General features: G+C 45.3%; 19 protein-coding genes. 6 read left to right on the top strand and 13 right to left on the bottom strand.

Translation table 11 applies throughout. The annotated features are described in order from the left end of the window. Window positions 1-191: 191 nt before the first annotated feature. Both JGK20_RS07265 and JGK20_RS07260 read left to right on the top strand, forming a co-directional pair. Window positions 192-1,367 carry a SpoIID/LytB domain-containing protein gene (locus JGK20_RS07265; protein WP_293190498.1) on the top strand — a complete coding sequence of 392 codons (1,176 nt, stop codon included), beginning with the start codon at window positions 192-194 and terminating at the stop codon, window positions 1,365-1,367. A gap of 172 nt (window positions 1,368-1,539) precedes the next feature. Next, complete coding sequence (locus tag JGK20_RS07260; RefSeq protein WP_293183330.1) at window positions 1,540-1,806, top strand: hypothetical protein; 267 nt, start codon at window positions 1,540-1,542, stop codon at window positions 1,804-1,806. Between the two features lie 319 nt (window positions 1,807-2,125). On the opposite strand, the gene JGK20_RS07255 is transcribed toward JGK20_RS07260, so the two are convergent. The 5 genes from JGK20_RS07255 to JGK20_RS07235 all read right to left on the bottom strand — a co-directional run bounded on the left by JGK20_RS07255 (window position 2,126) and on the right by JGK20_RS07235 (window position 5,836). Continuing rightward, complete coding sequence (locus JGK20_RS07255) at window positions 2,126-3,439, bottom strand: hypothetical protein (protein ID WP_293190497.1); 1,314 nt, start codon at window positions 3,437-3,439, stop codon at window positions 2,126-2,128. A gap of 124 nt (window positions 3,440-3,563) precedes the next feature. Beyond that, entirely contained in the window at window positions 3,564-3,725 is a 162-nt protein-coding gene (locus JGK20_RS07250; protein ID WP_293183326.1) for a hypothetical protein, read from the bottom strand. A gap of 177 nt (window positions 3,726-3,902) precedes the next feature. Continuing rightward, a complete protein-coding gene (locus JGK20_RS07245) occupies window positions 3,903-4,592 on the bottom strand; it encodes a class I SAM-dependent methyltransferase (protein ID WP_293152513.1) in 690 nt (229 codons plus the stop codon). Window positions 4,593-4,762: 170 nt separating this feature from the next. Next, window positions 4,763-4,894 carry a hypothetical protein gene (locus JGK20_RS07240; protein ID WP_293152510.1) on the bottom strand — a complete coding sequence of 44 codons (132 nt, stop codon included), beginning with the start codon at window positions 4,892-4,894 and terminating at the stop codon, window positions 4,763-4,765. Between the two features lie 9 nt (window positions 4,895-4,903). Next, window positions 4,904-5,836, bottom strand: a complete 933-nt coding sequence (locus tag JGK20_RS07235; protein ID WP_293183324.1) for a glycosyltransferase — start codon at window positions 5,834-5,836, stop codon at window positions 4,904-4,906. Window positions 5,837-6,510: 674 nt separating this feature from the next. On the opposite strand from JGK20_RS07235, the gene JGK20_RS07230 reads away from it, so the two are divergent. Both JGK20_RS07230 and gatC read left to right on the top strand, forming a co-directional pair. After that, on the top strand, window positions 6,511-7,032 hold the full coding sequence (locus tag JGK20_RS07230; RefSeq protein ID WP_293183322.1) for a photosystem I assembly protein Ycf3: 522 nt from the start codon (window positions 6,511-6,513) through the stop codon (window positions 7,030-7,032). Between the two features lie 229 nt (window positions 7,033-7,261). Beyond that, complete coding sequence (gatC, locus tag JGK20_RS07225) at window positions 7,262-7,543, top strand: Asp-tRNA(Asn)/Glu-tRNA(Gln) amidotransferase subunit GatC (RefSeq protein WP_293128462.1); 282 nt, start codon at window positions 7,262-7,264, stop codon at window positions 7,541-7,543. Between the two features lie 178 nt (window positions 7,544-7,721). On the opposite strand, the gene JGK20_RS07220 is transcribed toward gatC, so the two are convergent. The 7 genes from JGK20_RS07220 to JGK20_RS07190 all read right to left on the bottom strand — a co-directional run bounded on the left by JGK20_RS07220 (window position 7,722) and on the right by JGK20_RS07190 (window position 20,604). After that, the gene (locus JGK20_RS07220; RefSeq protein WP_293183320.1) at window positions 7,722-9,002 is read right to left on the bottom strand and encodes a glycosyltransferase family 4 protein; all 1,281 of its coding nucleotides are present in this window, start codon (window positions 9,000-9,002) and stop codon (window positions 7,722-7,724) included. Window positions 9,003-9,130: 128 nt separating this feature from the next. Next, a complete protein-coding gene (locus tag JGK20_RS07215; RefSeq protein ID WP_293183318.1) occupies window positions 9,131-9,856 on the bottom strand; it encodes a class I SAM-dependent methyltransferase in 726 nt (241 codons plus the stop codon). Window positions 9,857-10,134: 278 nt separating this feature from the next. Continuing rightward, the gene (locus JGK20_RS07210) at window positions 10,135-15,498 is read right to left on the bottom strand and encodes a glycosyltransferase (protein WP_293229947.1); all 5,364 of its coding nucleotides are present in this window, start codon (window positions 15,496-15,498) and stop codon (window positions 10,135-10,137) included. A gap of 176 nt (window positions 15,499-15,674) precedes the next feature. Beyond that, window positions 15,675-17,195, bottom strand: coding sequence for a class I SAM-dependent methyltransferase (locus JGK20_RS07205; RefSeq protein ID WP_293183316.1), 1,521 nt, complete (start codon window positions 17,193-17,195; stop codon window positions 15,675-15,677). Window positions 17,196-17,210: 15 nt separating this feature from the next. Further along, window positions 17,211-18,623 carry an ABC transporter ATP-binding protein gene (locus JGK20_RS07200; RefSeq protein ID WP_293183314.1) on the bottom strand — a complete coding sequence of 471 codons (1,413 nt, stop codon included), beginning with the start codon at window positions 18,621-18,623 and terminating at the stop codon, window positions 17,211-17,213. Window positions 18,624-18,931: 308 nt separating this feature from the next. Further along, window positions 18,932-19,738 (bottom strand): ABC transporter permease, encoded by an 807-nt coding sequence (locus tag JGK20_RS07195; RefSeq protein ID WP_293183358.1) that lies wholly within the window; start codon window positions 19,736-19,738, stop codon window positions 18,932-18,934. 326 nt (window positions 19,739-20,064) lie between these two features. Further along, the gene (locus JGK20_RS07190) at window positions 20,065-20,604 is read right to left on the bottom strand and encodes a hypothetical protein (protein WP_293229915.1); all 540 of its coding nucleotides are present in this window, start codon (window positions 20,602-20,604) and stop codon (window positions 20,065-20,067) included. A 71-nt stretch (window positions 20,605-20,675) separates the two neighbouring features. On the opposite strand from JGK20_RS07190, the gene ruvB reads away from it, so the two are divergent. Further along, window positions 20,676-21,776: a Holliday junction branch migration DNA helicase RuvB gene (gene ruvB, locus JGK20_RS07185; protein WP_293196652.1), complete on the top strand. Its 1,101-nt coding sequence runs from the start codon at window positions 20,676-20,678 to the stop codon at window positions 21,774-21,776. 540 nt (window positions 21,777-22,316) lie between these two features. On the opposite strand, the gene JGK20_RS07180 is transcribed toward ruvB, so the two are convergent. Then, window positions 22,317-23,789: a TAXI family TRAP transporter solute-binding subunit gene (locus JGK20_RS07180; RefSeq protein ID WP_293183308.1), complete on the bottom strand. Its 1,473-nt coding sequence runs from the start codon at window positions 23,787-23,789 to the stop codon at window positions 22,317-22,319. Between the two features lie 12 nt (window positions 23,790-23,801). On the opposite strand from JGK20_RS07180, the gene recN reads away from it, so the two are divergent. Next, window positions 23,802-25,559: a DNA repair protein RecN gene (recN, locus tag JGK20_RS07175; protein ID WP_293211783.1), complete on the top strand. Its 1,758-nt coding sequence runs from the start codon at window positions 23,802-23,804 to the stop codon at window positions 25,557-25,559. Window positions 25,560-26,015 lie beyond the last annotated feature (456 nt).

Below are 26,015 nucleotides of genomic sequence, written 5' to 3'. Positions count from 1 at the left end.
AAATATTCGCAGGCAGGAACCGGGATAAATCGCTGTTCCTGCGAGCATCTAGTCGTTCCAATCATTGCGGCGCACAAAGTGCCAAACCTAATTCTAACGTTTTCTTTCTGCCGTTCTCCTTCCTTTTTCCCGAACCTTCCCGAACTCTTAAAAATTCTCAAACTCATACAGCACAGGAGGAAAATTTTAAAATGCAGTCAGGAGTGTTCTTTACTTCCGTTGTTTCGACATTAAAAAAACGCTACTTTTGGATTTCGCTGTTGTTTTGGCTGGTAATGGTAGCCCCAGCACAGGCGGCGCTGATTTTGCGAGTTGCGGTACAAGACGGGACGAGTCAGATCAAAGTCGGCAGTTCTACTAAGGCTGCAATCCGCGACAGCAGCGGGCGCAATTTGGGCGAATTGCCGGCAAATAGTTCTCAGTCGGCTCAATTTCGATCGGGAACTGTGGCAATTGGCCGCTGGGCTGCCAATCAAATTTGGATCGAGCCGACCGGAAACGGTTATGTTTGGATTGGCGATCGATGGTATCGGGGACGCACGCTTCTAGTTCCCGAAAAAGGAGCCTTGACCGCCGTCAACTACGTCGATATCGAACAGTATCTCTACAGCGTTCTCGGCGCCGAAATGAGTGGCAATTGGCCTCAAGAGGCTTTGAAAGCCCAAGCAGTCGCCGCCCGTTCCTACGCTCTCCACAAGCGCCTCAAAAGCGAAACCGACCTTTACGATGTGGATGACACTCAGTCTTCCCAGGTTTACAAAGGATTGCAAACAGAATCTTCGGGTACTTATGCCGCAGTGGATGCCACCGCCGGTCAAGTTCTGACTTACAACGGTCAGATTATTTTAGCCGTTTTCCACTCTGCCTCTGGCGGACATACGGAAAATGTCGAGGATGTTTGGACGGAACCCCTGCCTTATTTGCGGGCTGTTCCTGACTTCGACCAAGGGGCGCCGGTTTACCAATGGAAAGAAAATTTTTCCCGCGCTCAAATCAGCAGCAAGATTTCTGGTGTGGGTAATGTAATCTCGATGAAGCCAGAACGTACTACCGCTTACGGCAGCGTTTTGTCCATGAAAGTAGTCGGGGATGGCGGTTCTAGGGTGATGACTGGCGCGGATTTGCGTCGGGTTCTAAATTTAAGGAGTACCCGCTTTACTGTGATTCCTCAGTACGGCGGGATTTTTAGCGGCCAAAATAGGGGGAAGCCTCCTACGGGTTTTCAAGTTGCTGGCAAAGGTTTCGGTCACGCTGTGGGCATGAGTCAGTGGGGGGCTTACAATTTGGCTAGGCAGGGATACGGCTACCAGCAGATTTTGTTGCACTATTACCGGGGTGCTGCTTTGGCTAGAATTGCTGTGCAGTAACTGTTGGGAATGGGGGATGGGGCATGGGGCATGGGGCATGGGGCATGGGGCATGGGGCATTGGTAAGAAATAACAAATAACCAATAACAAGTAATAACGAATAACTAACTAACTGTCCACTGCCAACTGCCAACTGCCAACTGACTACTGACTAACTAAATTAAGGATTGCTATGCAAAAGTGGGAGTATTTATTTGTGGATGCGAATATGTATCCTTTTGGAAATAAGCTAATTAGTTTATATGTAAATGGTGAGGAGCTGCGAGATTGGAAACAAGGCTCGCTACATCTATTTGTCAATCAATTGGGGGAGGATGGGTGGGAACTTGTGGCTCTGCGACATGACTCGAAATACGACCAAAATTGTTTGATTTTTAAACGCCCTAAGATTGTTAAAAAGATGAGAAAAACAACAGATTCTAGTATTCAAAATAAATGATTTTGGCGTTGTTTAATCAGGGGATGAAAATGGGTAACTTGAAAATTCAGCTATATTGACTGACTGGTTTGTTTCATTTTTTCACATTGAGTCGTTCATACTGTTGCAGCAGCAACGCCAATAGAAGGTATGTAGTTGCACTTGGGCGCTCTTTCCTAATATAAGCTAAGAGCGCTGAAGCGCAACTACGTACCTAAGATCAATTCTCAGAAGACTTCTCGTCTCCGGCGGTTAGAAACCGCGACTACAAAAACAAAGTCCACCTCCGTGGACTAAGAAAAAATCTGTGTGCTGCATTCCTGATTCTTCGGGTTATAAATTAATTGTCCGATCGCCCAATTCGCCGCTGCCATTCAGCATCTATTTTTGCTGACTGTTCTAGTTCTTGTTGAGTTAATTCGCTTTCTGTGGTATAAGCTAAGTCTTCTCCACTCAGAACGTTTTCGCCTGCAAATTCCTGGGCGTAGGCCAGTTTTTGCTGCAAGTTGGCATCGGGTTGGTTTAATAACATGGCTCGCTGCTGCCGATCGTGATTCCGAGCTTCTATCCTGCTATTTTTCCACTGAATCCAGAAGTACCTGATTAAGGGAATTGTCAGAAATCCGACGCCGTAAATCAGCAGCAGTGGATAAATACCGCTGACGAAGCCGATGAATCCACCTGCGATCGCACTTTTCGTTAATAAATTCCCCAAAACCAGCGCACCGACAAGATTGACGGCTCCTAAACCTGCTGCGAGCATGATTTGGCCGGAGTCGGCGTGACTGAAACGCCACAGCATTTCTCGCAAATAAGTTCCTGTTGGTTGAGGATTTTGCAGGAGGGCTGTGGTTTGCAATTGCGGAAAATGATAGATGATTTGCCCTTCGGGACTGACTTCGGGGCGGCCGTCAAAACGGGCCAGGGCTGGTAACATATATTCTTCGTATTCTCGGGCGTATCCCTGTCCGAGATTGTCGAGATAGGGCGCAATTTGTTCGGCTGCGACTGCGCCTCGGTTGTTGCGAATTGCGGTGGCTATATCGCTCCACTTGCGCTCTTCTAGATTTTTATTGGGATTCCCGTCTCCAAATATAAATGAGAAAACTGCTTCCAGAAAACTCATTTGGGGTTTTTGACCGCGATCGCGCGATCGCTGCTGGTAGTATGGTTCATCATGGTTCCAGTAAAAGATCCAGATTAAGTCGTTCCAGAAGTAGGGAAAAAAGAAAAAGCCTCCGCCGCCACCTCCACTTTCGCCTCCGCTTCCGCCTCCTCCACCGTTATTGTCGCTGTTCATGCTGGAGAGTAAAAGCGTAATAGCAACAACAATTAAAAGGATGGAAGCTACCAGCACTAAGCCAAAAGATATTCTAATCAAGTAAAATAGAACTCGCCAGATTTTTTGCCACCATTCCTGCAACTGCAAGCGCAAGAATTTGTTTCGCAAAATATCTCGAAAGTTGTTGGGAAATATGTAGGCAATGTCGCCGGATTCTGCTACTTGCAGGTTGCCGCCTGCTTCGGAGGCCAGCGTTAACAGTTCTCGCTGGGCAAAATTGACATCTAGTCCAGCTTTTGCCGCCACGTCTCCAACCGTAACGCGGTAGCCAAGTTGCTCGACGGCTTGCATAATCCCGGGATTTGGAGCCATGTGTTTCTCTTTGTGAAAATTACGCGGTTATTTTTAATTATAGGTTGCGGGCATTAAAGCTGGTTTAGACCTGGAGAATTTAGGCTTTTTTTGTGGCTGACCTTGATTTTGGGGCAAAACATTGCTACTTTTGGCATGGTTCAAAAATGGCAGTTTTAAGGTAGCACTGCACGGCAAATTCTGCCATCATTAAAGGTACATCAAAGCTGATAGCGATTGCTGTCAGCTTTGGGTCGAGAATACCGGCGATCGCCAGTAATTCGTCGCGTCGATCAATTGAAAACATCTACTTGATTCTCATTTGTTTCTGAGTGGTATTTGTATTCTTGGATCAGAGTCAAAATTGAACTAGATACAGGGGGTGTCGGAATATAACCACCTGCGACGAATGCCATCTTAATAAAAAATATCAGCTTGCATAATTAAATTAGTGAATAGTGAGTAGTGGATAGTGGATAGTGAATTAGATTGTTTCTAAGAACTCAAACAAATAGTTTTCATCTTTTAAGTTAAGAAAATTTTCTTTACCATTGAGAACATCTTCATAAGTCATTTTATCCAATTCATCTTTGCTCAGGTTGAGATCGATATCAGGCTTTCCTTTCATAACTATGCCTAAGCCAAAATCGCAATCCAACACAAAGACTCGCAAATCTTTGCGATTACTTCTTAGATAACAAATCGTTTTCCAGACATCACCACACCAGTTGCCATCCCATCCAGGTAAATTCATGTCGATCGCAGCTTGCAGAGACTGAGCTGGACAGGCTGCGAGGACATGGGGTGGTTTGCAATCATGCATGACTATTACGCCATTTTCATTGAGGTTGTCCAAGGTATTCAGGACATCTTGCAATGATTGTTCGTAGGTATGCAATCCATCGATAAATGCTACATCAAACCGTTCGATCGGATTGGCACTTGCAAAAAAAGCATCGCTAGTGGCGTCTATATATTCCGCTGTTGCATTACATAGATTTTTACTAGCCCATTCCAATTTACGTTCTTCAGAAAATGCAAAACTAGGATCTACTCCCACCTTTTGAGCGATCTCGATCGGGAAAAAACTATCGCCATTATTTACGCCGATTTCTAAATACCTCAGGGCTTTTTTCTTGTCGATTATTTTTTGAATTACATCGGTTCTGAGCATTTCGGTTTCCTGAGATAATAGACAACAATTTGAAACCTAACTATTTAGGCTGACTGTTTACTATAACATATCTCACGCATTGCCCCACGTATTTTTGTTACTGCTGTTGGGGGAAGGGGGAAGGGGTAAAGAGTACAGGACTTACGCAAAGAATCTATCTGTAGGGTGCGTTACCTCTGGTAACCGATCGCCAACGCTACTAATAGTGTGGGTGCGTACTTTGTCTTTGCCAATATCACGATCGCTATTTTCTGGCGAGCATCAAGCGGTAAACTGGCTGCGACTGATTGGCTCGGACTCATTCTTGTAGATTATACCCAGGTTTTTCCTAAGTTCCCTCTGAAACCATCATAAGTTCCGCGCAGACAAGCCCAAATTTTCAATCTTCTTGATAGGTTTTCTAATAGCAAGATTTTAATAACTAAATTAATCATAATTTTAATTCTATGAATACTAAACATAATCAATAGTTTGTTCTCCATAGCGAGACTAAGTTCGACAAAGGTGTTATTCCTGCATCGGTAGTAGTAACGCAACGGAGAACAATTCAATCGCATTATTTTTATTTTAGGATAAAATAAATTAACTTCTTGAGTCTCTCCAAATCGTTGTTTTAGAACAATATTTCTATTGACAAATATAGAATAATTTTGTTTCTTTAATTTTAGACAATATTCCCAATCAACTGCTTCAATAAATAAATTTTCATTAGGAAAGGGAGTATTGTAAGCGGCTTGAATGGAAATAAGAGAACCTGCTGTAATAACGGCATCACATTTATAAATTTCAGGGATTTGATCGTTTATAAGAAATTGTTTTAGTTGATACTTATCTAAGATCATTCCATTCCATTGTTGTCCTGTGACTCTATCAACAGGAAGTGGAGCAATAATTCCAATTTTTTGATGAGCTTCTTTGAGATTATCATAGGTTTCAATTAATCTTTTTAAAGCATCTGGTGAAGGTTCAGTATCTTGATCGAAAGTCCAAATAAAATCAAATTCATTTTTAATAGACCATTCAATACCCACTCGTAAACCGCCAGAAATGCCGATGTTTTGGGGATAAGATTTGACGATAATAGATTCGTCTAATTCTTCAGGAGACAACAACACATGAGGCGAGTTATCGACTATTAAGATTTTCTCGATCGAATAAGTTTGACACTTAAGAGAAGCGATACACCGCTCAAGGGCAGTTTTATCTGAATAGGCAGTGATATAAGCAACAATACGATACGACATTACCTAATTAATACTTCCAACTTATTTTTACTACAAATGAATACAATTACCCCGACTGCTTAGTCCTGCTTGAAAAATTAACATTTTTTACGCTGGAATAGTCTGACATTACCATGCTAATTAGCAATTGTCAACAACTGTCTCAAATTGTTGTTGGAGCTGAAAAATATCTCCATGACAAGGAGTATCAGGCAGGACTTCTTTCTGACCTGCTCTCAATCCCGTCCCGACATCAGCAATGGTGAAATCTGGCTGAAACCCCTGCGCCATCGCATCTAGCAAATGCCAACCCCAAGACTGATTGGCTCGGACTCATGCTTTGGGGGGCGAATTAGGACTAAGGCGACAGCCTTCACCTTACACCGATCGCTCGCAAACTGTTACCCTCAATTGAACCGTACCCTACTTTTTTCCCAAAAGCTTTTCAGTGTTGGCTGAACTTTGAAAACTTAATAAAAGTTTAAATATGTAAAAAAAATATGTTTTTTTTGCAAGTCTTGCAATAGTTATCTACAATAGATAGGACTTGCGCGTGTTGTCAAGTTTGTCCTTGTGTCTCACAAGTCTTTTTCGCATTCTCAGCACAACTCTAAACTAAAATTGTTGTGCAAGTATTCATAGGAAAACTTTACCCGCTAATTTTTGAGATTAGCCACTAACGAAAAGAATCGCATATGCCAAGAACTCAACGCAACGATAACTTTATTGACAAAAGTTTCACGGTAATGGCTGATATCATCCTGAAGATTATGCCCGCGAAAAAGAAGGCGAAGGAAGCTTTTGCTTATTATCGGGATGGTATGTCGGCTCAAGCTGATGGCGAATATGCTGAAGCGCTGGACAATTATACTGAAGCGCTGAAGCTGGAAGAAGATCCTTACGATCGCAGTTATGTATTGTACAATATGGGTCTGATCCATACTAGCAACGGCGAACACGATAAAGCTTTGGAGTATTACAGCGAAGCGCTTGAACTGAATCCCAGAATGCCGCAAGCGCTGAACAATATTGCTGTGATTTACCACTATCAAGGGGAAAGGGAAAAGGAAGCTGGCAATGTTGAAGGGGCGGAAGGGCTGTTTGATAAAGCTGCGGATTACTGGAAGGAGGCTATTCGTTTGGCGCCGAACAATTACATTGAGGTGCAGAATTGGCTGAAGACGACAGGGCGATCGCAAATTGATGTGTATTTTTAACTATGATGGGAATGGGGAATAGGGAATGGGGAATAGGGAATGGGGCATCGGGCATAGTTAATAGTTAGTAGTTAATAGTTAGTAGTTTCTCTAATAACAAATAACAAATAACAAATAACACATAACTTGTTTGGCCTCTTTGCCCCATGCCCCATGCCCCATGCCCCATGCCCTATGCCCAATTCCCAATTCCCTATGCCCAATTCCCAATTCCCAATTCCCAATTTTTATGATTGACAAAGAAGAAGTTCGGAAAGTAGCGAATTTAGCCCGATTGGAATTAACGCCGGAAGAAGAAGAGCAGTTTACTGGTCAACTGAACGGTATTTTGGATTATTTTGAGCAGTTGAGCGAACTGGATACGAGTAAGGTAAAACCGACAACTCGGGCGATCGATGTTAGCAATGTTATGCGATCGGACGATTTGCAACCGTTTGCTAACGGCGAGAGTATTTTGGCGGGTGCTCCCGATCGCGATGGGGAGTTTTTTAAAGTGCCTAAGATTATGTAGAATTTCCGCTGTGTACCTGACTCGATCGCCCTAACCCCCCTTAATCAGCAGGGTGGTTTTATTGTCGTCAGACAAATTAGGTACGTAGTTGCGCTTCAGCGCTCTTTATAATATTAGGAAAGAGGGCTGAAGCCCAACAACGTACCTAAGGGTGCTTGTGGCGTACCTTACGATCGCACTAAATTCTCACTCCAAAAGATGCGGCCAATTCCCGTTCTGGCTGCATACCAACTGTCGGCGGCATCGATCGACTTGCAACCTGCTCGATTAGTTGTAATTGCTGCGGTAACATATTAGCTAAACTGTAGCGTTCTAGGGCGGTTTGACGGGCCTTGACCCGAATTTCTGCCATGCGGGTAGGATGGTCTAAAACTTCGTCAATGCGATCGGCTACTTGTTTCGGCGAGAAGTAATCGACGATTAAACCGTTTTCTCCATCGCGGATAACTTCTCTCACCGGGCCCGTATCGGAACCGATTACTAAACATCCTGCCGATAGAGATTCAATCATCGACCAAGATAGCACGAAAGGTCTGGTTAAATAAACGTGTACGTCGGATGCTTGAATTACTTTTAAATACAGTCCGTAAGGTAGCGGCCCGACAAAGTGTACTCGCGACATATCTAGCGGCACTTTTTTGAGCATATGGTCTTTGTAAGACTCGCCATTTGGTAAAGAACGGCCGTAACAAACTCTGTCTGAACCAACAATTACAACGTGACAGTTGGGGCGGCGTTCTTGCACGTAGGCGATCGACTCAATGAACTCTGGAAAACCACGGTAAGGTTCCATTCCCCGCGATACGTAGGTGACAATTTCATCAACGCCGGACAAATCTAAGTTCGGTAAAATTAGTTTAGCACCGGGATCTGGTTTAAAATAATCGGTGTCTACGCCGTCGTGGAGTACGGATAATTTTTGTTGTAATTCTGGCGGAAATTGCGATCGCTGCCAATAAGTCGGCGACAAACCCCAATCGCAAGAATATAAATCGATCAGAATCGGCGCATTTTTGATTCTAATTCTCGCCATATCGTCAACACTTAAAGGTTCCGCCGGATCGAAATCTGCGTCGGAACCAATGGCGTGATAAAACCACTCGAAATAACACAAAAGTGGCGTATTTGGAAAAGCTTCTTTGACAAATAGTGTCGGCCCCCAACCTGAATGTCCGCAGATTACATCGGGTACAAAACCGTCAGCTTTGAGTTGTTCGGCCATTCTAAATACGGCTTGTCCGTAGATGACGGCACTTTCTAAAGGGCGCACGTATTGGTGAGTCTGGGCGTGGGGTTCGCGGCTGGGGGTAAATGCTGCTTTGCGAACTCCGGGAATGTCCCATTCTGGACGCTCGTTTTTAGTGCCGAAAACAATTTGATTTTTGGGATTGGCGCCTAAAGCCGTGATAATGTGGCGGTATTGGGCGGGGAAGTTGGGGTGGAGAAATAATGCTTTCATTTTAGAAGGAAGAAGGAAAAAGGAAGGAAGATGAACAGGATTTACATGATGTTCGATCGATTAGTTATAATTCCAGCAGGTGTGAGACTGCTTTAAAAACATCGCTGTCAACTGTCAACTGTCAACTGTCAACTGTTTAATGGTGCTTTGCAAATCCAGACGCAATCTCGCGGTACTGAAGATGTATTTTTCAGGAGGATTTCATAGTTTAAATGGTTGAGAAATTTTTCCATAATTGTATCTGTCATTATTGAGAATGCAGTGCCATCTCTGCGTCCCAGCAAGTTTTTGTCCCACTCGCCGGCGAATTTTTGCCACCCTAATTCGCTGAGAATATTGCCGTGGTGGAAGACGCAAATGCGATCGCCCCGCAGCAGTTTGGGAATGCGAGTTAGGTAGTTGAATATGTCTACGGCTTCTACGTGTACCATTGTATCGTAGCAAAAGCAGACATCGGCTGCACCCTGGGCGATGCCGTCTAATGTTAAACCGTCGAGTTTGACGTAGGAAACGCGATCGACTCCCAAGCGCGATCGCGCGGCTTGCAGCATTTGACTGGAAATATCGGCGCAAATTAGGCGATCGCAATATTTCAGCAACAGCGAACCAGTTTTTCCGCCACCGATACCAATTTCTAAAACCGTATGTTCTTTTTTGATGTACGGTGCAACAAATTCCTGTTCTATCAGTGCTTCGTATTCGGCTAAGGAGTTGGCCGCACCAGCAGCTTTACCTATCCATTCGTCCCCAATATGGGAAAGTTCGGGATTAGTTTCTTCCCACTGTTGGGCGTAACTGTCCCAGGCAGTTTCATAATCTACTCTTGGGCGATCGGTCATTTTTTCATCGTTCATTTTTGATTATTTTATAGTATAGATGTCTGGATTTTGAATATGTTCCGCAAGTCTTCGTTTCTCCTTGCCCTGTGCTACCAATTATATCAAATCCGGTCTTCATTGGAATGATTCATCTCTCCATTCTCTTCCTCTGTGTCCTCTGTGTTCTCTGCGGTTTAATAATTCCGGTACAGCCAGATTTGATATTACCAATTACCTGTTCTACCAATGCCCTGTTTGCCCAATGACCTGTTTGGCCAATGACCTGTTTGGCCAATGACCTGTTTTGCCCATGATTAATGACTGCTGAAATATGCTTCGCAGAAAATGTCTGCATAAGCTTGAGTCATCTCCTCAAAAGTATTGAGTGAATCCAAGACATATTTAGCATTTCCAGCTAACTGCTGGCGCAAAGATTTATCCTCCAACAAACTAATCAAAGCTGCAAGTAATTGATCCGGACGATCGGGCGTATAAAACAAACCGTTAATTCCCGGCCTCACTTGTTCCTTAATTCCAAAGACTGGCGATGTAATAATTGGTAAATCGCAGGCCATCGCTTCCAAAATCACTCGCGGAAAACTTTCGACACGAGAAGTGCAAACAAAAATATCCGCCGCTTTGTAATATTTTCCTGGTTCCCCGGTTTCCGGGACTACTGTCACCCTTTGTCGCAACTCTTCCGGCAATGCGTTCACCATATCGGCTAATTTATTGCTGTAAATACTCGGCCGATCGCCCACAATGAAACACCTAATCTTATTGTGCCATTTTTCAGGCAAAAGTGAAAGTGCTTGAACTAAATCTTGCTGGCCTTTACGTTCGCAGACGGTTCCCAGCAGCAACAATACCACATCTTCCGCTGCCACACCTAAAGTGTTTCTAGCGTCTTCAGAATTCTCGGAATTTTCCAGTTTGCTCAAATCTAAGCCGTTGTGAATCACTGTAAAATTGTGGTGGCTGTTGAGAGGCAAATACCTGTCACGCGTTGCATCCGCCACAAAAATCACCTTGTAAGGAAAGCGGAAACACTCCAAAGCTCTCGCCGCAATCTCCGAGCCAAACCTGTTAAAATAAGTTTGCCAAGGTTCGCTTTCGTGCACGTTCCACACCGCCGGAACTCCGATTTCTCGCGCCGCATCAACTACAAAGAAGTTTTCTAAAGTATTGGCATAAATTGCATCTACTTTTAAACTTTCAATTTCCTTACTAAAACTCCGGATAGCTTCATCGTAAGCATCGCGCTGGTAGATGTGTTCGAGGGGATTGTCGCGTACAATGACTTCAATTCCCTGTTGTTCGTAAGCTTGGCGCAGGGGGCCGTCTGTCGTGCAAAGTACGATCGGCAAAATCACACCCTCAGCCGCCAATTTCACCGCAATCTCATACTGATGCAGCGGCGCGCCCGTAAAATCCAGCGAATTGCTGCACATCAAAACCTTAAGAGGATGAATAGAATTGTTTGTATTGGCTACCAACAAACCAGAATCCGAAACTTCCAATGTATAACCCTCTTCCTTTTTCCCTCTTTCTTCTTCCTTCTTCCCTCTTCCTTCTTCCTTCTTCTTTCCCTCTCCTTTCATAAAAACCCGTCGGGGTTGAATATGAAAATACTCATCTTCTAAAGACAAATGAGGACTGTAAAAGCTGTCATTTTTCCCCGCATACTTGCGCCGAAAAGCCGCAACTTCTTGAGGATTGTCAGTAAAACCTCTCGAAGTTCCCTCCTTGTGCAACAACTCCGCATCGGGACAATACACGCACCGATAACCCCGTTCTAACAATCGATATCCGTAATCGACATCATTGTAAGCAACAGCAAAATCATCCTCATCAAAGCCGCCCAATTCTAAGAACAATTGACGGGGAGTAATCGTGCAAGCAGCAGTTACCGCCGAGTAATTTCGCGTTACCATCGCTTGAGAAAGATAGCCTCGATTCTCCTTATCCATCAGCTTAAAAGCGTGACCGGCCAAACCGTGATGGAGGCCGTGAATTACTCCCGCGTGCTGAATTCTACCGTCGGGATATAACAGTCGCGCGCCGACTGCACCAACGCCGCGAATTTGAGCGTATCCCACCATTTGACTCAGCCAGCGCGGGTTGATTGCTTCAGTATCGTTGTTCAAAAACAATACATATTCGCTGTCAACTTTCTCGACGGCGCGGTTGTTGATTGCTGCAAAACTAAACTTGCCACCAGGATTTTTGATTCGCAAAACTTGGCAAGTTAATTGCTTTAAATATTCTAGAGTTTTCGGATCGTCGCTTTCATTATCTATGACAGCAATTTGAAAGTTTTTGTAGGTTGTAGTTTCCAGAGAATCTAGACAGGCTTTCAGCAATTTCACCTGATTTTTAGTAGGAATAATTACCGTTACTGACGGGCCGTCATCCGGGAAATCTTGGGCAAAGATGCCCAAATTTTCTTTGGTAGCCCAGGCGTGCTGAGCGACATTGCCATTAATTTGTCGGCGGTTTAGTGCATCTTGGATTGCTTTTTGACCTGCGCCAAAACTGGCGGGTTTTGCGGCCCCAGATATGGCTGTAGAACCGGGTGCAGTTCGCCAATGATACAGCACTAAAGGCAGGTGCGCGACGTGGCGACAAATTTCGGTTGCTCTTAAGGCAAAATCGTAATCTTGCGAGCCTTCAAAACCGAGGCGCAAGCCACCTATTTCTTCAAAAATCTGTTTTCTGACGGCGCACAAATGACCGAGATACATATAGGAAAGCAGCAGTTCTGGCGACCATTGCGGTTTGAATTGTGGGGCGAAACGGCGACCTTTGGTGTCGATTTTGTCGTCGTCTGAGTAGAGAAAATCGGTGGTTGGATGGGTGGCAAAATATAGCGCTACTTCGCCTAGGGCGTCGGGAGTTAGTTCGTCGTCGTTGTCTAAAAATAGGATGATGTCGCCTGTGGCGAGGGCGGCTGCGCTGTTAGTTGCGGCGCTGATGTTGCCGTTTTCTGTGCGAAATTGTATGCAGATACGATCGTCCTTTTCGGCCCAATTTTTCAAGGTGTCAGCAACTGTGGCGTCGGTACTGCGATCGTCAGCGATGCAGAGTTCCCAGTTTTGATAGACTTGATTGATTACACTGTCGATCGCACTTTCGAGAAAATCTATCTGCGGATTGTACACTGGCATGACCACCGAAATCTTGGGCAGCGCTTCCCCACAGGATTTTAACCGAGAAATCAAGTAATCGCGCGATCGACTATTCCACTGATTCACCTCCAACCAAGCGTCATACCTATCAATCGGTTTCGGCACCACAAAACCCGCAGGCGGTAGCAAATCCCCCGGCGCAGTCAACTGTTTTTGCTGTTGGTAAATCTTCCCCAACTGGCGCATCACCTTGACAATTTCCCAAGGCATCGGCACAATTCTGCCCAGACGCTGTTTTCTCTCCCTAGCCCGCTGCCGGATTGCCTCTACAAAACTCGAAAACTCCTCAAATTTATCAGCACTTCGCTGCCAAATATGGTAGCGCCGCACAGTCAATATTTGTGGCGCTTGAAAATACAAAATTTCCTCGGTATCTAACTCAGCTTGCAGCGAAACTTGCCATTCCCCTGGCGGCAAATCGACAAGTGCCTCAAAGCCACTTTCCGAACTGTTAACCCAGTCGGGAAACACTTCGCCGACATCTTTTCTCCGCAAACCGTAGGCGCATTCTACAGAAATATCTCCGCACACAAAGCTTAATTTAGCAATTTTGCGATCGTGGTGACAGCACCAACCTGCGAACAAAATTTGACCCTGACGCTGTTCCCACACCACGGGTACATCTAACGATGCTTGAATTGTTGAAACCAACAGCGGATAAGTTGCCAAGAGATGCCAATTTCCGCCTGCTTCTTGGGCTTCTAGTACCACTTCGTGCCGTCCGGCAGGCGCTTGCAATTCAATAGTAAAACCCGCTTTCCTCGCAGCCGGAATATTAGAATGTGCTATCGCTATATCGCTTCTTTCTATGCCGTAAACGCCCGAAAATATTTTGTCATCAATTCGGGCGCGCACTGCTTTAATCTCAATTTTTGTGTTAAATACCCAGCCCACGATTAGTAAATTAGAATCGCTAATTTGCCAAGTAGTGGGTTGGTCTAACGAAAAAATATATTTCGGGAAGAGGTCACGGATTCGGCGCCTAAAACCCCACAAATTTTCTCGGATTTGCCACCAGTCAGAAGACTTGATTGCCTCAATTTCTGCCCGCACTCTTTCTGTTTCCTGGCGCGATTTTTCTAAGTCTTCCCGACTTTCATTTAATTTTTCCTGAGTTTGACTCTGTATTGTTTCCAACCACAGTAACTCAGCTAACTTTTGCTCCAATTTGAATTCTTTTTCTTCGTATTTTACCTGACTCTTCCCTAATTCTGCTTCTAATTCCAAGACTTTTGCTAAAGCTGTTTGAAATTGCGATTCTTTGCCGGCAAGCTGTACCTGAGTTTGTCCTAATTCTGTTTCTAATCCGAGCAGTTTTACTAAAGCTTCTTGAAATTGTGATTCTTTGCCTGCAAGTTGTACCTGAGTTTGTCCTAATTCTGTTTCTAACTTCAGGACTTTTGCTAAAGCTTCTTGAAATTGCGATTCTTGACCGGCAAGCTGTGCCTGAGTTTGTCCTAATTCTGTTTCTAATCCGAGCAGTTTTGCTAAAGCTTCTTGAAAATTTGATTCTTTGCCTGCAAGTTGTACTTGAGTTTCTCCTAATTCTGCCTCCAATCCCAACACTTTCGCCTGGGCTTGGTGAAATTCTTCTTGCCACTGTTTGATTTCGGAATTGCTGGTTTTTTGCTGTTTTTCCAGCAAGCGGATTTTTAGCCAATCTTCAAAAGGCCCGACAGAAGATGCTGGAAAATGAATAATTTTATCGCTGGCAGAATTCGATTCGCTGCCCAGATTGCCAGCTTGGGTTTCCAAAACTTGATATAGTTCTAAGGCTTCGGGAAAATATTGTTCTATTAAACTCGGCCTATGACTTTTGACAATATCGTTGACTAATAAAGATTCTTCAAAATTGTCGGCAGGTATCGCACCTAAGTTAACGTTAAATTTGTCGTTGACTCGATCGATAAAAAATTCCGGAGTGTTGCCGATCGGGTAAACGTTGGCCAACAGACAGCGATCGGGAAAACGTTCGGACAATTCTAAGACTTTTTGGTTGTAGTGAATCCACATTTTTACTGCCATTTCGGGGTTTTGCAGCAAGCTGACATCGGTTCCGCGGCGGTACAGCGAATCCACGACTTCCCAGGGCGATCGATAAACGCAGATGAAATTGGCTGTGGGAAGCAAATTTAGCCAAAAATCCCAAAACAGGGCGGTTCGCGGGTCTTTCCAGCCCCAATGGTTGTCAGTTTGTTGGTTTTGCGCGATCGCCCGTTTGGCAATTTCCACATATTCCGCTGCTACCGGAATCGTTTGTTCAAACGTACAGCCGAGTTCATCTATGCCGTGCGATCGTAAAACACTCTTGTGAAACTCAACAAAATCAACATTCTCGAAATGACCTTTCACATTTCCCACCGCCGGGCCCACCAACTGTTTGCCAATATCAACTCCGACTTTCTGAAACAAAGAAGCCGTTAAAGATGTACCGGAACGGTGCATTCCAGTAACAATAAAAACCGACGGTTTGCTGTCATTCATATTCACAATTTCTCTCCCTCGCCCTAATTCCCACACCATTTTTACTCGCTACACGATTTAGCCCAAAATGCAACTTATAGGTAATATCCCAACACTTAGTCCCTCATCTCTCCCAATCTCCAATCTCCAATCCACAATCTAAAATCCAAAATCCAAAATCCAAAATCTAAAATGGTCTTGTCTTATTCTCCCGCTAAACCGAGCGCTCGCCTGACTTGAAACCACGTGCTTCTCAGCTTCCAGAACTTGCTACTTTCCATCGCCACAACTCGACATTGCGATTTCTCTAGTTCTTGCTTGACATTCATCAACTGATTTTCAGTCTTCTCCAACTGCATTTGCAGAGACACTAACTGACTTTGAGTTTGTTCCAACTGCGAGTGAACTGAAATTAATTGATTTTGAGTTTCTTCCAACTTAGTATGAGATTCTTCTAACTGAGTTTCAGTAATCATTAACTTACTTTGACTTTGCTCCCATTCTATCTTAGCCCCAGCTAGCTGAGTTTCAACCAATTGAAGTTTGAGTTGAGTAGACCCCAACAAAGACCGCGATTGCTTTTGCCTTACCAGCGATTGCACAGTGCAAGTTTCCAAAATCCATGTCAAACCGTAGTTATTGATTGCTTTAACGGTTAACACATCCTGCGGCGCCACAGAGTTTTTCGGTAAATAACAGTTCCAACCCGACTGCAAAGCCACATCAGTTTCAAAGTGTCCGGCCACATCCGGGCGATCGTAAAAAGGCTCGCACCTCTGCACAAACTCACCGTTTACCAGCACTTGCAAATCCTCAATTTTACCGCCGCCATTCAGATCTGCCGCCCATCCTTCCAGATACAAATTCTCCTTATTTGTAAAAGCAGCAACATCAACATATCCTTCCGGGTGCTGATTGAATTTCAACTCCGAAAAATCTCTAGATAGTTGATTTGTGACAACATACAAATCCTGAAACCTGCATATACCTTTTTCGATGCGGTGAACAAAAGCCTTACCTGCGCTAACTTTATCGACAACTTCTCTGACAAACTTTTCAGTTACATAAGTTGTGCCGTATTCCTCCTTATCTAAAGACTGACTTTCGCTGAGGGCGCTGAACAGAATACCATTAGCAGGCATTTCTACATTAGGAGCACGCAAACACTCATCGTGAACGCTGAACATCAAAATACCGTTAGGAGTCAACAAATCGTACAAATTTTGCAACCAACTTGTAAAAGTTCTTTCCGGCATATGGCTGAAAAAAGAATTAGCCAGAATGCAGTCAAATTTGCGATCGATTAAATAATTTTCTGGTTTTCCAGTCGAAACAATACCGCTAACGCCGAAGTATTCAGTTTGAAACTTAACCGCATTAGCATAAATATCAGAAACCCAAACTTGTTCCGGCGGTATTTCCTGAATCAAAAACCGTGTAAATCTACCGTAACCGCAGGCAAAATCTAGAAAAGACGGTACATTCTCAAAACTGCCAAAATGCCAATCCACAACCTGTTTAACAGTATCCAAGATGCGGCGCCCCAGCGAATAATAGCGCACCAAAGCCCGATCGCGATCGTCCTTGACATTGCTCAACGCAAACAAATACATTTCATCGTTTTCGCAGATATTTAGTTTAAAATCTTCGGGAAACTTAGTTTGCTCTCGAATAAATGCTTCGATTACCGGATTTTGGACTAAATCTAAATTGCTCTCGCTCATTGTTTTCACAGAATTTTAGATGACTTCGGTTGACGCCTTTTTCACCAGAGAATCAGAATTAACAACAGTTAAACACGGTTCGATCAGCAAGTCAACGATGCCGTTACCGCAGGACTCAGTACAAGACTGAACTCTAAACATCGCCACATCAACGCAGCGATCCAGATAAGTTAAATCCTCATCTACCGTTCCCACAACCCCCGCATTCAAAAAATAAACCCCAGGATTTAGCAAACATTTAAACTGAAACTTCACGACAATTGTCGTTCCCGCTTCCACATACCTAACGGACTGACTGGAAGCCTTTAAAGAAGCACCAGCTAACTCAAAACCGCTAATCGTTTTAATCAACATTCCAAACCTCACCTTGGAAGTTGACCGCGAGAAAGTGACAGAGTAAGTGTAAACATAATCTTGACGACCAATCAAGTGATTTACCACAGTTCCCGACCGAGTCTCGATGTGGGGGTTGATAATTTCCGCTCCGCGAGACGGATACCTCACCGTATTCGACGGTATCATCCCCGGATCGTAAAATTCATCATAATGTTCCTGGGATTTCGAGTGATATTGCTCGGGTTTCACCTCCGTCTTTGTGCTTTCTAAATTAGCATCCTGAAGATTGTTGTCACTTTCTTGCTTTGTGAGTTGATTTAGCGATCGAATATCTGACTTCAGCCCCAATACTTTATCTGGATCTGCATAGATCAACTTTTGATACTTAGAAATTACCACCTTCGGCGTGTGAGCGAGCAGCAATTCTCCGCTATCCATTAAAATTGCTGACGTACAAAGTTGCACCACCGAAGTAGCAGCGTGAGAGACAAATAAAATCGTGCCGCCACCTTCTTGAATGCTTTGCAAGCGGGCAAAACACTTGCGCTGAAAAGCTTCGTCGCCTACCGAAAGTGCTTCGTCAACCACCAAAATATCCGGTTCGACGCTAGTCGCAACAGCAAAAGCCAGCCTGACAAACATACCGCTGGAATAAGTTTTGACTGGCTGTTCGATGAAATCTCCAATATCAGCAAAAGCAGCTATTTCGTCAAACTTTGCTTCAGTTTCTTTTTGACTGAATCCCAGTATTTGAGCGTTGAAGAATACATTTTGCCGCCCGGTAAATTCCGGGTTAAATCCGCTTCCAAGTTCCAACAAAGCGGAAATTCGTCCTTTCACATCCACGCTGCCGGTGGTGGGCGTCAAAGTCCCCACAATTATTTGCAAAAGAGTGCTTTTTCCCGAACCGTTGCGGCCGACAATTCCTAGAGTTTGTCCTTGAGGAATTTCCAGATTGATGTCGTGGAGAGCCCAAAATTCGTCAGCGAGTTTTTTGCTGGGGTAAATAATTTCTTTTAAGCGGTCTCCTGGACGATCGTATCGCTTAAAGCATTTAGAAACATTTTTTAGTGAAATTACATTTTCTGTCATCCGATTTTAGATTTTAGATTTTAGATTTTAGATTGATATTATGTCCGATCTCACTAAAAATAGGTTTGTAGTGAGGACTTTAGTCCTCAGATTTTTATGAGGAATGCGAGTCCTCACTACAAACCTTTATTGGAATTTTAGATTTTAGATTGACTTGCGATCTCAAATAAGTTTACCAGGAGAAATTGGTTTAAAGCCGGAACCCTTGTAGGGAGAAATCAAAAAAAGACGATTCATTACTCGAATCCTCGGACTTCCAGGTAGAGGTCGCCCTCAACTGTCAACTGTCAACTGTCAACTGTCAACTGTCAAAGCACGTCAGCAAAAGCGGGGCGCAAACGGCGGTAAACTGCAAAACCTGCACAAAATATAGCAGCAGAAATCAGGGTGGCGACACCCCATTCACCCCAATGCTTGACTTCTCCAAGCAGTATCAGATCTCGGTAAATCTCGGAGATGGCGGCCATTGGATTGAGCCAAAATATCCACGCTCGCCATTCTTCGGGGATGATTGATGCTGGATAGACGATCGGCGTCAAATAAAACCAAAAATTTAGAATAACACCTAATGTCTGAGGAATGTCTCGCAAAAACACTGTCAAGCCCGCTGTCAAATATCCCAAGCCCGCTGTTAGCAGCAACTGAGGCGCCCAAACCAGTGGTAGCAAGAATAAAGTAGCGTTGAGCTTTTGCGTGGACACTGCTACGATCAAAATCAAAGCTGCTAAACCGAGAGAACTTTCAATAAAAGCGGTCAAAATCGGCACTAGCGGCAGCAAACCGAGGGGAAATACCACTTTTTTGACTAAATTTGGCTGCCCAACCACGGATACTCCCGATTTAATCAAACCGCTGGTGAAGGCACTCCAAGGCAATAAACCTGCAAACAGCCAGACTCCAAAGGTAATGTCACTGTTTTCGGGGAACCCTGCAAGTTGGAGCTTGACCTTGAGGACGATCGAGAATACATAAGTGTAAATCACCAATTGCGATAGCTGATTCAGCAGCGGCCACAAATTGCCCAGAATCGAACCTTTGTATTGAGCTTCCAAGTCCCGGCGCACCAATGTTGTCAGTAGATGCAGCTTCGTCCACCGTTGGCTGCTTGCGGGCATCCTGCCGCGAGCCGATCGGGCTTTTTGGGCAACTCCTTTCACCGTTCTCAGCAATTTTTTCGCCCTCGTTCACTAACCTTCACACCTAAATCAACTCCAGCTACGATTGTGCAGCTTTTGCTAAACCGCAATTATTCCACAGCCCCGCCGCTTTGATCAAGCATCTGCTGGCAAAGATCGGACTCGGCGGTTGAAACCGCGTCTAGACAAACGAAGTCTGCCTCCGCAGACTGAAGAAAATAAGAGACAAAATTGCAAAAGTCCTTTTAATCAATTTTTTGAGCGGGACTGTAGCCCATCCTAGCTATTTTTGCTAGAGGTCTACTTTACCCGATCGCCTGACTCACTGCTGAACGTATCGCCAGTTTTTGCTCGTCGTCGTAGCCCCACCGTTCAAAAAATTCCTCGTACTCGCCGCTAGCATTCTGCAAACTTTCCAGCATTTCGGACGCTACAGCTTTACAGGCGGGCATTTGCAGGATTTGAATCAAATTGTGCGATCGCCCCTGCACTCTAGCAGAACCCGCGGCTCTTTCCTCGCTTTGATGGCGCGAATGATACACAACCATCGCCGACGACATCGCTAAATTTTTCACCAGCAGTTCTGCTACGATCTCAGGAGCCGATCGCAGCGCCTCGATAACTCCGGGTGAAGGCCTGTCTGCCACCTGTCCCTCGTCCGTCAGATAAGTAACAAAAAAACCCCGAGCACCGTTCTTAGTTTTCACCAGAGAGGCCACTGCTTGCTCGATCTGGGCCTCTGAAAGTCTATCGGCTTCAATTTGGGCTAGTAAAGATTGAGTCAGCTCGATCGCCCCCTCAAAAGTTATGCTTTCCGACGCTAATAAAGAAGATGGAATACTCATAGCGAACTCAATACTGGTAATGATTCCGCTCACAATTGTAAACAATTCCCATTGCCCGATCGCAAATAACTATGGCAATTATCTCCTCCAAACAACAACCACCCGACCCAAATCTACCCGAAGACATAGCCCCGGCACCCCGGAAAAAAGCCGCCAAACCCGAGACGGAATCGCTACTAGAATCGCAAGAACTACCCGACGAAATCAACAGCAAACAAGAAGACAAAATCCGGCCCCAGCGGTTAGCTGAATATATCGGGCAAAAAGACTTGAGAGAAGTTTTGGCGATCGCAATTGCAGCAGCCAAATCCCGCGGCGAACCGATGGATCACCTGTTACTCTACGGCCCGCCGGGATTGGGCAAAACCACAATGTCGCTAATTTTAGCAGCAGAAATGGAAGTAGAATGCAAAATCACCACAGCCCCAGCCCTAGAAAAACCGCGAGATATTGTCGGATTGCTAATCAACCTGAAAGCAGGCGACGTGCTGTTTATCGACGAAATTCACCGATTATCGAAAGTTACAGAAGAAATCCTGTATCCGGCGATGGAAGACTGCCGCTTAGATATTACGATCGGTCAAGGAAAAAGCGCCAAAATCCGCAGCATTCCGCTGAAACCCTTTACCTTAGTAGGCGCCACCACCAAAGTTGGGTCGCTGACATCTCCATTGCGCGATCGCTTCGGCTTGATCCAAAGACTGCGATATTACGAAATAGACGAACTTAGTCTAATTGTCCAAAGAACCGCCCAAGTTCTTGACACTCAAATCACCCCAGAAGGAGCCGAAGAAATTGCCCGCCGCGCTCGCGGAACACCCCGGATTGCCAACCGTTTGCTGCGCCGAGTCAGAGACTACAGCGAAGTCAAAAATTTAAAGCCAATCAACGCCGAAGTTGCCTCCGTCGCCCTCGAATTGTTCAACGTCGATCCGCTAGGTTTGGATTGGACAGATCGGTCTCTTTTGACAGCAATGATCGAAAACTTTAACGGCGGCCCCGTGGGTTTAGAAACCCTCGCAGCTTCTACAGGAGAAGACACTCAAACAATTGAGGATGTGTACGAACCTTATTTAATGCAAATCGGATTTTTGCAGCGAACAAGTCGGGGTAGAATTGCCACAGCCGCTGCTTGGAAACACCTAGGTTTTGTCTCACCTAAATTATTGTAAGGTGCGTTAGATGGAGCGTGCTTAAATAATTGCGATGGAACAGTCGTAGGGTGCGTCGCCCTCGAAAATTCCCAAAGAAATATCGATAATCTTACAGCGACGCACCTGACAAACAGCGCTACAGTGCATCAGGAAAGGCAATTCTCAATCATCACTGAAAATTCTATCACAAAGCCCTGCACGAAACTCGTCATGTTGTTGATTGATACATTATATCGTTTCCGGTTGCATCGGTATTCTTTAAACCGTAAACAATTAGCAGTCAACAGTTAACATTCAACATCACCTGACAGTACAACCGAAATTGATATAACTTGCTATCTAACAAATTTTAAGAGGGCTTAAGCCCAACAACATACCTTTCTTGGTACGTAGTTGCGCTTACCTTTCTTGGTACGTAGTTGCGCTTTAGCGCTCTTGGGGCTTAAGCCCAACAACATACCTTTCTTGGTACGTAGTTGCGCTTTAGCGCTCTTGGGGCTCGCATCCCAACAACATACCTCATCTTTTTGGTAAAGGCTATATGTCTATCACAATCAATTACACACTATCCGAAGCCAGACGCAACTCCCGCAACATCTTTTCTCGCTCGCGCGCAATTCTTATAGCAGTTTCCCAAGTAAAAGTAAAAGATTGAAAAGAATCAGAATCAATCCGATCTTCGTCCAAATCTACAATCACCTGGTTAAAAATCTCAAATAACTCTTCTTGCAAGAAATGAATTTCATGCGAAGTTTTCGCTTGACGAATTTTTTGAATCAAACTTAAAATCGCCAAATTAAACTGATCGGCTTGATTTTTTTGTTTTTCTACAAAGCGCGAGCGCAACTGCCAAACCCAAGAGGCGAAAAGCGTTCCGATAGATAAATATAAAGCCATAAGATCGGAATTAGCAGCCCAAAAATCCGGCTTTTCGCGATCGTAATAAGCCTGAGCGCCCTCATGTAGGGGCAAAGCCAAACCCCCATTTCCTCCAGGCTGACTAATCATTGCCGCCAGCGAATTAGCAGCTACCAAATTGCGGCGGTACTCGAACACAATCCGCGTAATTTCCCGCACGATCTCCGGATCGACATCCTTCCGGGCCAACAGAGTAGCCTGCACTCCCACGGTCGCCAAATCTGCATCGGGAACAGCCGGATCGGCTTTGTAAGTACCCTTAGGAATCATATCGGCTTCCAAATAAGGCAACTTTATTTTCATGGCAGATCCTTGGTCGATCTGTACTAGCTTTCCCTGCGTATTTTGCAGCAAGTTTCTAACCAGATCGCTGCCGGGAGGCAGTACCCTGAAAATAGCATCAACCTCGCCATTACTAAATAATTTACTAGCCTCTGTCCAAGAATTTGGAGTAAACATAAAATCGGTTTCTTTTAAACCATAATGTTCGCTCATCAACCAAAAAGAACTGTAAGAACCACTGCCTCTTGCCATCAGTGCAATATGTTTGCCTTTTAAATCCGAAATACTTTTAATTCCCGACTGTTCGGAAACAATTAAATGAAAAACTTCCTTAAACAACGAAGCTATTACCCGAGCAGAAGGTACCGCAGCCGTATCGTTTTGTACGATCGCTAACTGAGCCTCATTCGACTCAAGCTTCCGCATATTTTCCTCAGCACCTTGAGTTTCAATAACTTGAATGCGGATGCGCGGATTGTGTTTCACGACGACATCAGCAAGTGCCTGTCCGAAAGGGTAATAATTCCCAGTTTTTGTTCCCGTGGCCAGTGTTAATTGATAGACTCGCTCCTTGTCTTGGTGAAGCTTCCAGCCAAAAGCTCCAATCAGGACAAAGCTTAAGAGAGCAACGGGCAGCAGTAATTTACTTTGCATTGATGTTGAGACTCGATCGATAATGGCAAAATTACAAGTATTGTAGTTGAAAATCAAAAGAAGACTCGGGAAATTCGACGCGCCCGATAGGGGAGGAGTCAATGCCCTGCGCGGGCCCCATTCCCAATGCCCCATTCCCCATTCCCTATGCCCAATTCCCCATTCCCAATTCCCCATTCCCAATTCCCCATGTTACTATCCCTCAGAATAGAAAACTTTGCCCTAATTGACCGCCTGGATCTAGACTTTGGCCCGAGTTTGAACGTATTTACAGGGGAAACCGGGGCTGGAAAATCGATTATCTTAGATGCGATCGATGTAGTTTTGGGCGGGAAAGTCGATCGCCGATCGATTCGCACCGGAGCAACGCGGGCAATATTGGAAGCTACCTTTGAATTAGACTCATCCGCCACCAAGTGGCTCTTCGAGCAAGAAATCGAACCCATAGATGGCAATTTAGCCGTTTGCAGCCGGGAAATTAACGTATCTAGCGGTGCTTTGCGGAGTCGATCGCGTTTGAACGGAATTCTCGTCAACCGCCAGTTAATGGAGCAACTGCGCGATCGGCTTGTGGAAATTACGGCCCAAGGCCAAACCGTCCACCTCGGCCAAGAAACTCTCCAGCGAGAATGGCTGGATTTGTACGGTGGTAAAAAACTCACTCAAGCGCGATCGACAACCAGCACCGCGTGGCTGGGGGCTGCCAGCGCCAAAACAGCCCTCAACCGCAGGCGTCAGTCGGAACAACAGCGGCTGCAAAGACTGGATTTATTAGAATACCAAGTCCGAGAACTTAGCGAAGCCCACATCGAAGACGGCGGGGAACTCGAACAGCTAGAACAAGAATCAATCCGCCTCGGCCACGTCGTCGAATTGCAGCAGCAGAGTTACCGAGTTCACCAGGCCCTTTACCAAAACGACGGCGATAGCGCCTCAGCCGCCGACTTGTTGAGCAAAGCCGAGGAAATTTTAAACGACATGGTAGTCTACGATGTCCAGTTGCAACCAATTTTAGAAATGGTCAGCGACGCCCTAGCTCAAGCCACAGAAGCCAGCAGCCAAATTAGCAGCTACGGCGAACAATTAGAAGCAGATCCCGAAAGACTCGAAGAAGTAGAAGATCGGATTCGCGAACTCAAACAAATTTGCCGCAAATACGGGCAGCTCTCAGAAGCGATCGCCTACTACCACAGCATCCAAAACGAACTAAACGAACTTTTAGAAGGAGGCGAGTCAATGGAAGCCTTAGAACTCGCATATCAGACTGCTCTAGAGCAATTAAAAGACGCTTGCAGCCACCTCACCATCCTGCGGCGCTCCGCAGCCCTGAAACTCGAAACCCACCTCGTGGGAGAACTTAAGCCCTTAGCTATGGAAAAAGTCCAATTTCAAGTCGAGATCTCGCCCTGTAGCCCAACCGCCACCGGTGCTGACCAAATTGCCTTTTGTTTCAGCCCCAACCCGGGGGAACCGCTGCAACCTTTAGGGGCGATCGCCTCCGGGGGAGAAATGAGCCGCTTTCTACTCGCCATCAAAGCCTGTTTTTCCCAAATTGAAAGCGCCGGAACCCTAATTTTTGACGAAATCGATGCCGGAGTCTCCGGGAGAGTCGCCGGTGCGATCGCCAAAAAGCTCTATCAACTCTCCGACAAACACCAAGTTTTGTGCGTCACCCACCAGCCGCTAATCGCCGCGATGGCTGATTGTCATTTTCGCGTCAACAAACAGACGATCGCAGCAGAATCAAGTATCGGCGAAGCAGCCAACACCGAACCGGGCGAACGAACTGTAGTCAGAGTTGCAGTCCTCAACAGCCAGCAGCGCCGGGAAGAGCTCGCCCAACTCGCCAGCGGTCGATCGGCCCATGAGGCGATCGCCTTTGCCGAATCACTACTCGTCGAAGCCGCCGGATTGCGCCAAAGTCAGTCGGCCAAACCCTCAAAGTAGCAGCATTGCTCCCGAATCGCCAATCAAAAATAGTCTTGTCAGTAAATCCACCTAAACTTAACGTAAAATATGAATCGCGATCGAGCTTGCTGTGTATGTCTTCTGACTTCATCGCGATAGATAACGAAAGTCTTCTTGCTCTTCTTTTACTCACCGTTCCGAGTCTCCCAAACGGTTTGAAGGAAATATGGAGATTTAAAAAACCAGTTTCAATGCCCAAAACTGCAAAAAAACTGCAACTGACAACCGACGATCGAACGGCGTCAAACTCAGTTCTTCAAAGCCTAATCTGATCCTCCAGGCGATCGGGGGGTCAAAAGGCGGACTTTTTTTCCGAGTCGGAGGTTACACTGAAAATGACCGAAAAACGAGGCGCAAGCCCCGTCCTTTTAAGGCTGGGGTCTAGCCGATTAGCGACTTCAGTCGCCTTGGAGCGAGTGCGCGGCTTCAGCCACA

Source organism: Microcoleus sp. PH2017_05_CCC_O_A (assembly GCF_020738785.1).
In the GTDB taxonomy this organism is placed as follows: Bacteria; Cyanobacteriota; Cyanobacteriia; order Cyanobacteriales; family Microcoleaceae; genus Microcoleus.
The sequence above is the reverse complement of the archived record's forward strand: the minus strand, read 5'-3'. Positions and strand labels throughout refer to the sequence as shown.

Excerpts from the sequence above, each read along its gene's own strand:
- JGK20_RS07265 (WP_293190498.1), top strand. The coding sequence starts at position 192 with ATGCAGTCAGGAGTGTTCTTTACTTCCGTTGTTTCGACATTAAAAAAA.
- JGK20_RS07260 (WP_293183330.1), top strand. The coding sequence starts at position 1,540 with ATGCAAAAGTGGGAGTATTTATTTGTGGATGCGAATATGTATCCTTTT.
- JGK20_RS07255 (WP_293190497.1), bottom strand. The coding sequence starts at position 3,439 with ATGGCTCCAAATCCCGGGATTATGCAAGCCGTCGAGCAACTTGGCTAC.
- JGK20_RS07250 (WP_293183326.1), bottom strand. The coding sequence starts at position 3,725 with ATGTTTTCAATTGATCGACGCGACGAATTACTGGCGATCGCCGGTATT.
- JGK20_RS07245 (WP_293152513.1), bottom strand. The coding sequence starts at position 4,592 with ATGCTCAGAACCGATGTAATTCAAAAAATAATCGACAAGAAAAAAGCC.
- JGK20_RS07240 (WP_293152510.1), bottom strand. The coding sequence starts at position 4,894 with ATGAGTCCGAGCCAATCAGTCGCAGCCAGTTTACCGCTTGATGCTCGC.
- JGK20_RS07235 (WP_293183324.1), bottom strand. The coding sequence starts at position 5,836 with ATGTCGTATCGTATTGTTGCTTATATCACTGCCTATTCAGATAAAACT.
- JGK20_RS07230 (WP_293183322.1), top strand. The coding sequence starts at position 6,511 with ATGCCAAGAACTCAACGCAACGATAACTTTATTGACAAAAGTTTCACG.
- gatC (WP_293128462.1), top strand. The coding sequence starts at position 7,262 with ATGATTGACAAAGAAGAAGTTCGGAAAGTAGCGAATTTAGCCCGATTG.
- JGK20_RS07220 (WP_293183320.1), bottom strand. The coding sequence starts at position 9,002 with ATGAAAGCATTATTTCTCCACCCCAACTTCCCCGCCCAATACCGCCAC.
- JGK20_RS07215 (WP_293183318.1), bottom strand. The coding sequence starts at position 9,856 with ATGAACGATGAAAAAATGACCGATCGCCCAAGAGTAGATTATGAAACT.
- JGK20_RS07205 (WP_293183316.1), bottom strand. The coding sequence starts at position 17,195 with ATGAGCGAGAGCAATTTAGATTTAGTCCAAAATCCGGTAATCGAAGCA.
- JGK20_RS07200 (WP_293183314.1), bottom strand. The coding sequence starts at position 18,623 with ATGACAGAAAATGTAATTTCACTAAAAAATGTTTCTAAATGCTTTAAG.
- JGK20_RS07195 (WP_293183358.1), bottom strand. The coding sequence starts at position 19,738 with ATGCCCGCAAGCAGCCAACGGTGGACGAAGCTGCATCTACTGACAACA.
- JGK20_RS07190 (WP_293229915.1), bottom strand. The coding sequence starts at position 20,604 with ATGAGTATTCCATCTTCTTTATTAGCGTCGGAAAGCATAACTTTTGAG.
- ruvB (WP_293196652.1), top strand. The coding sequence starts at position 20,676 with ATGGCAATTATCTCCTCCAAACAACAACCACCCGACCCAAATCTACCC.
- JGK20_RS07180 (WP_293183308.1), bottom strand. The coding sequence starts at position 23,789 with ATGGGGAATTGGGAATGGGGAATTGGGCATAGGGAATGGGGAATGGGG.
- recN (WP_293211783.1), top strand. The coding sequence starts at position 23,802 with ATGTTACTATCCCTCAGAATAGAAAACTTTGCCCTAATTGACCGCCTG.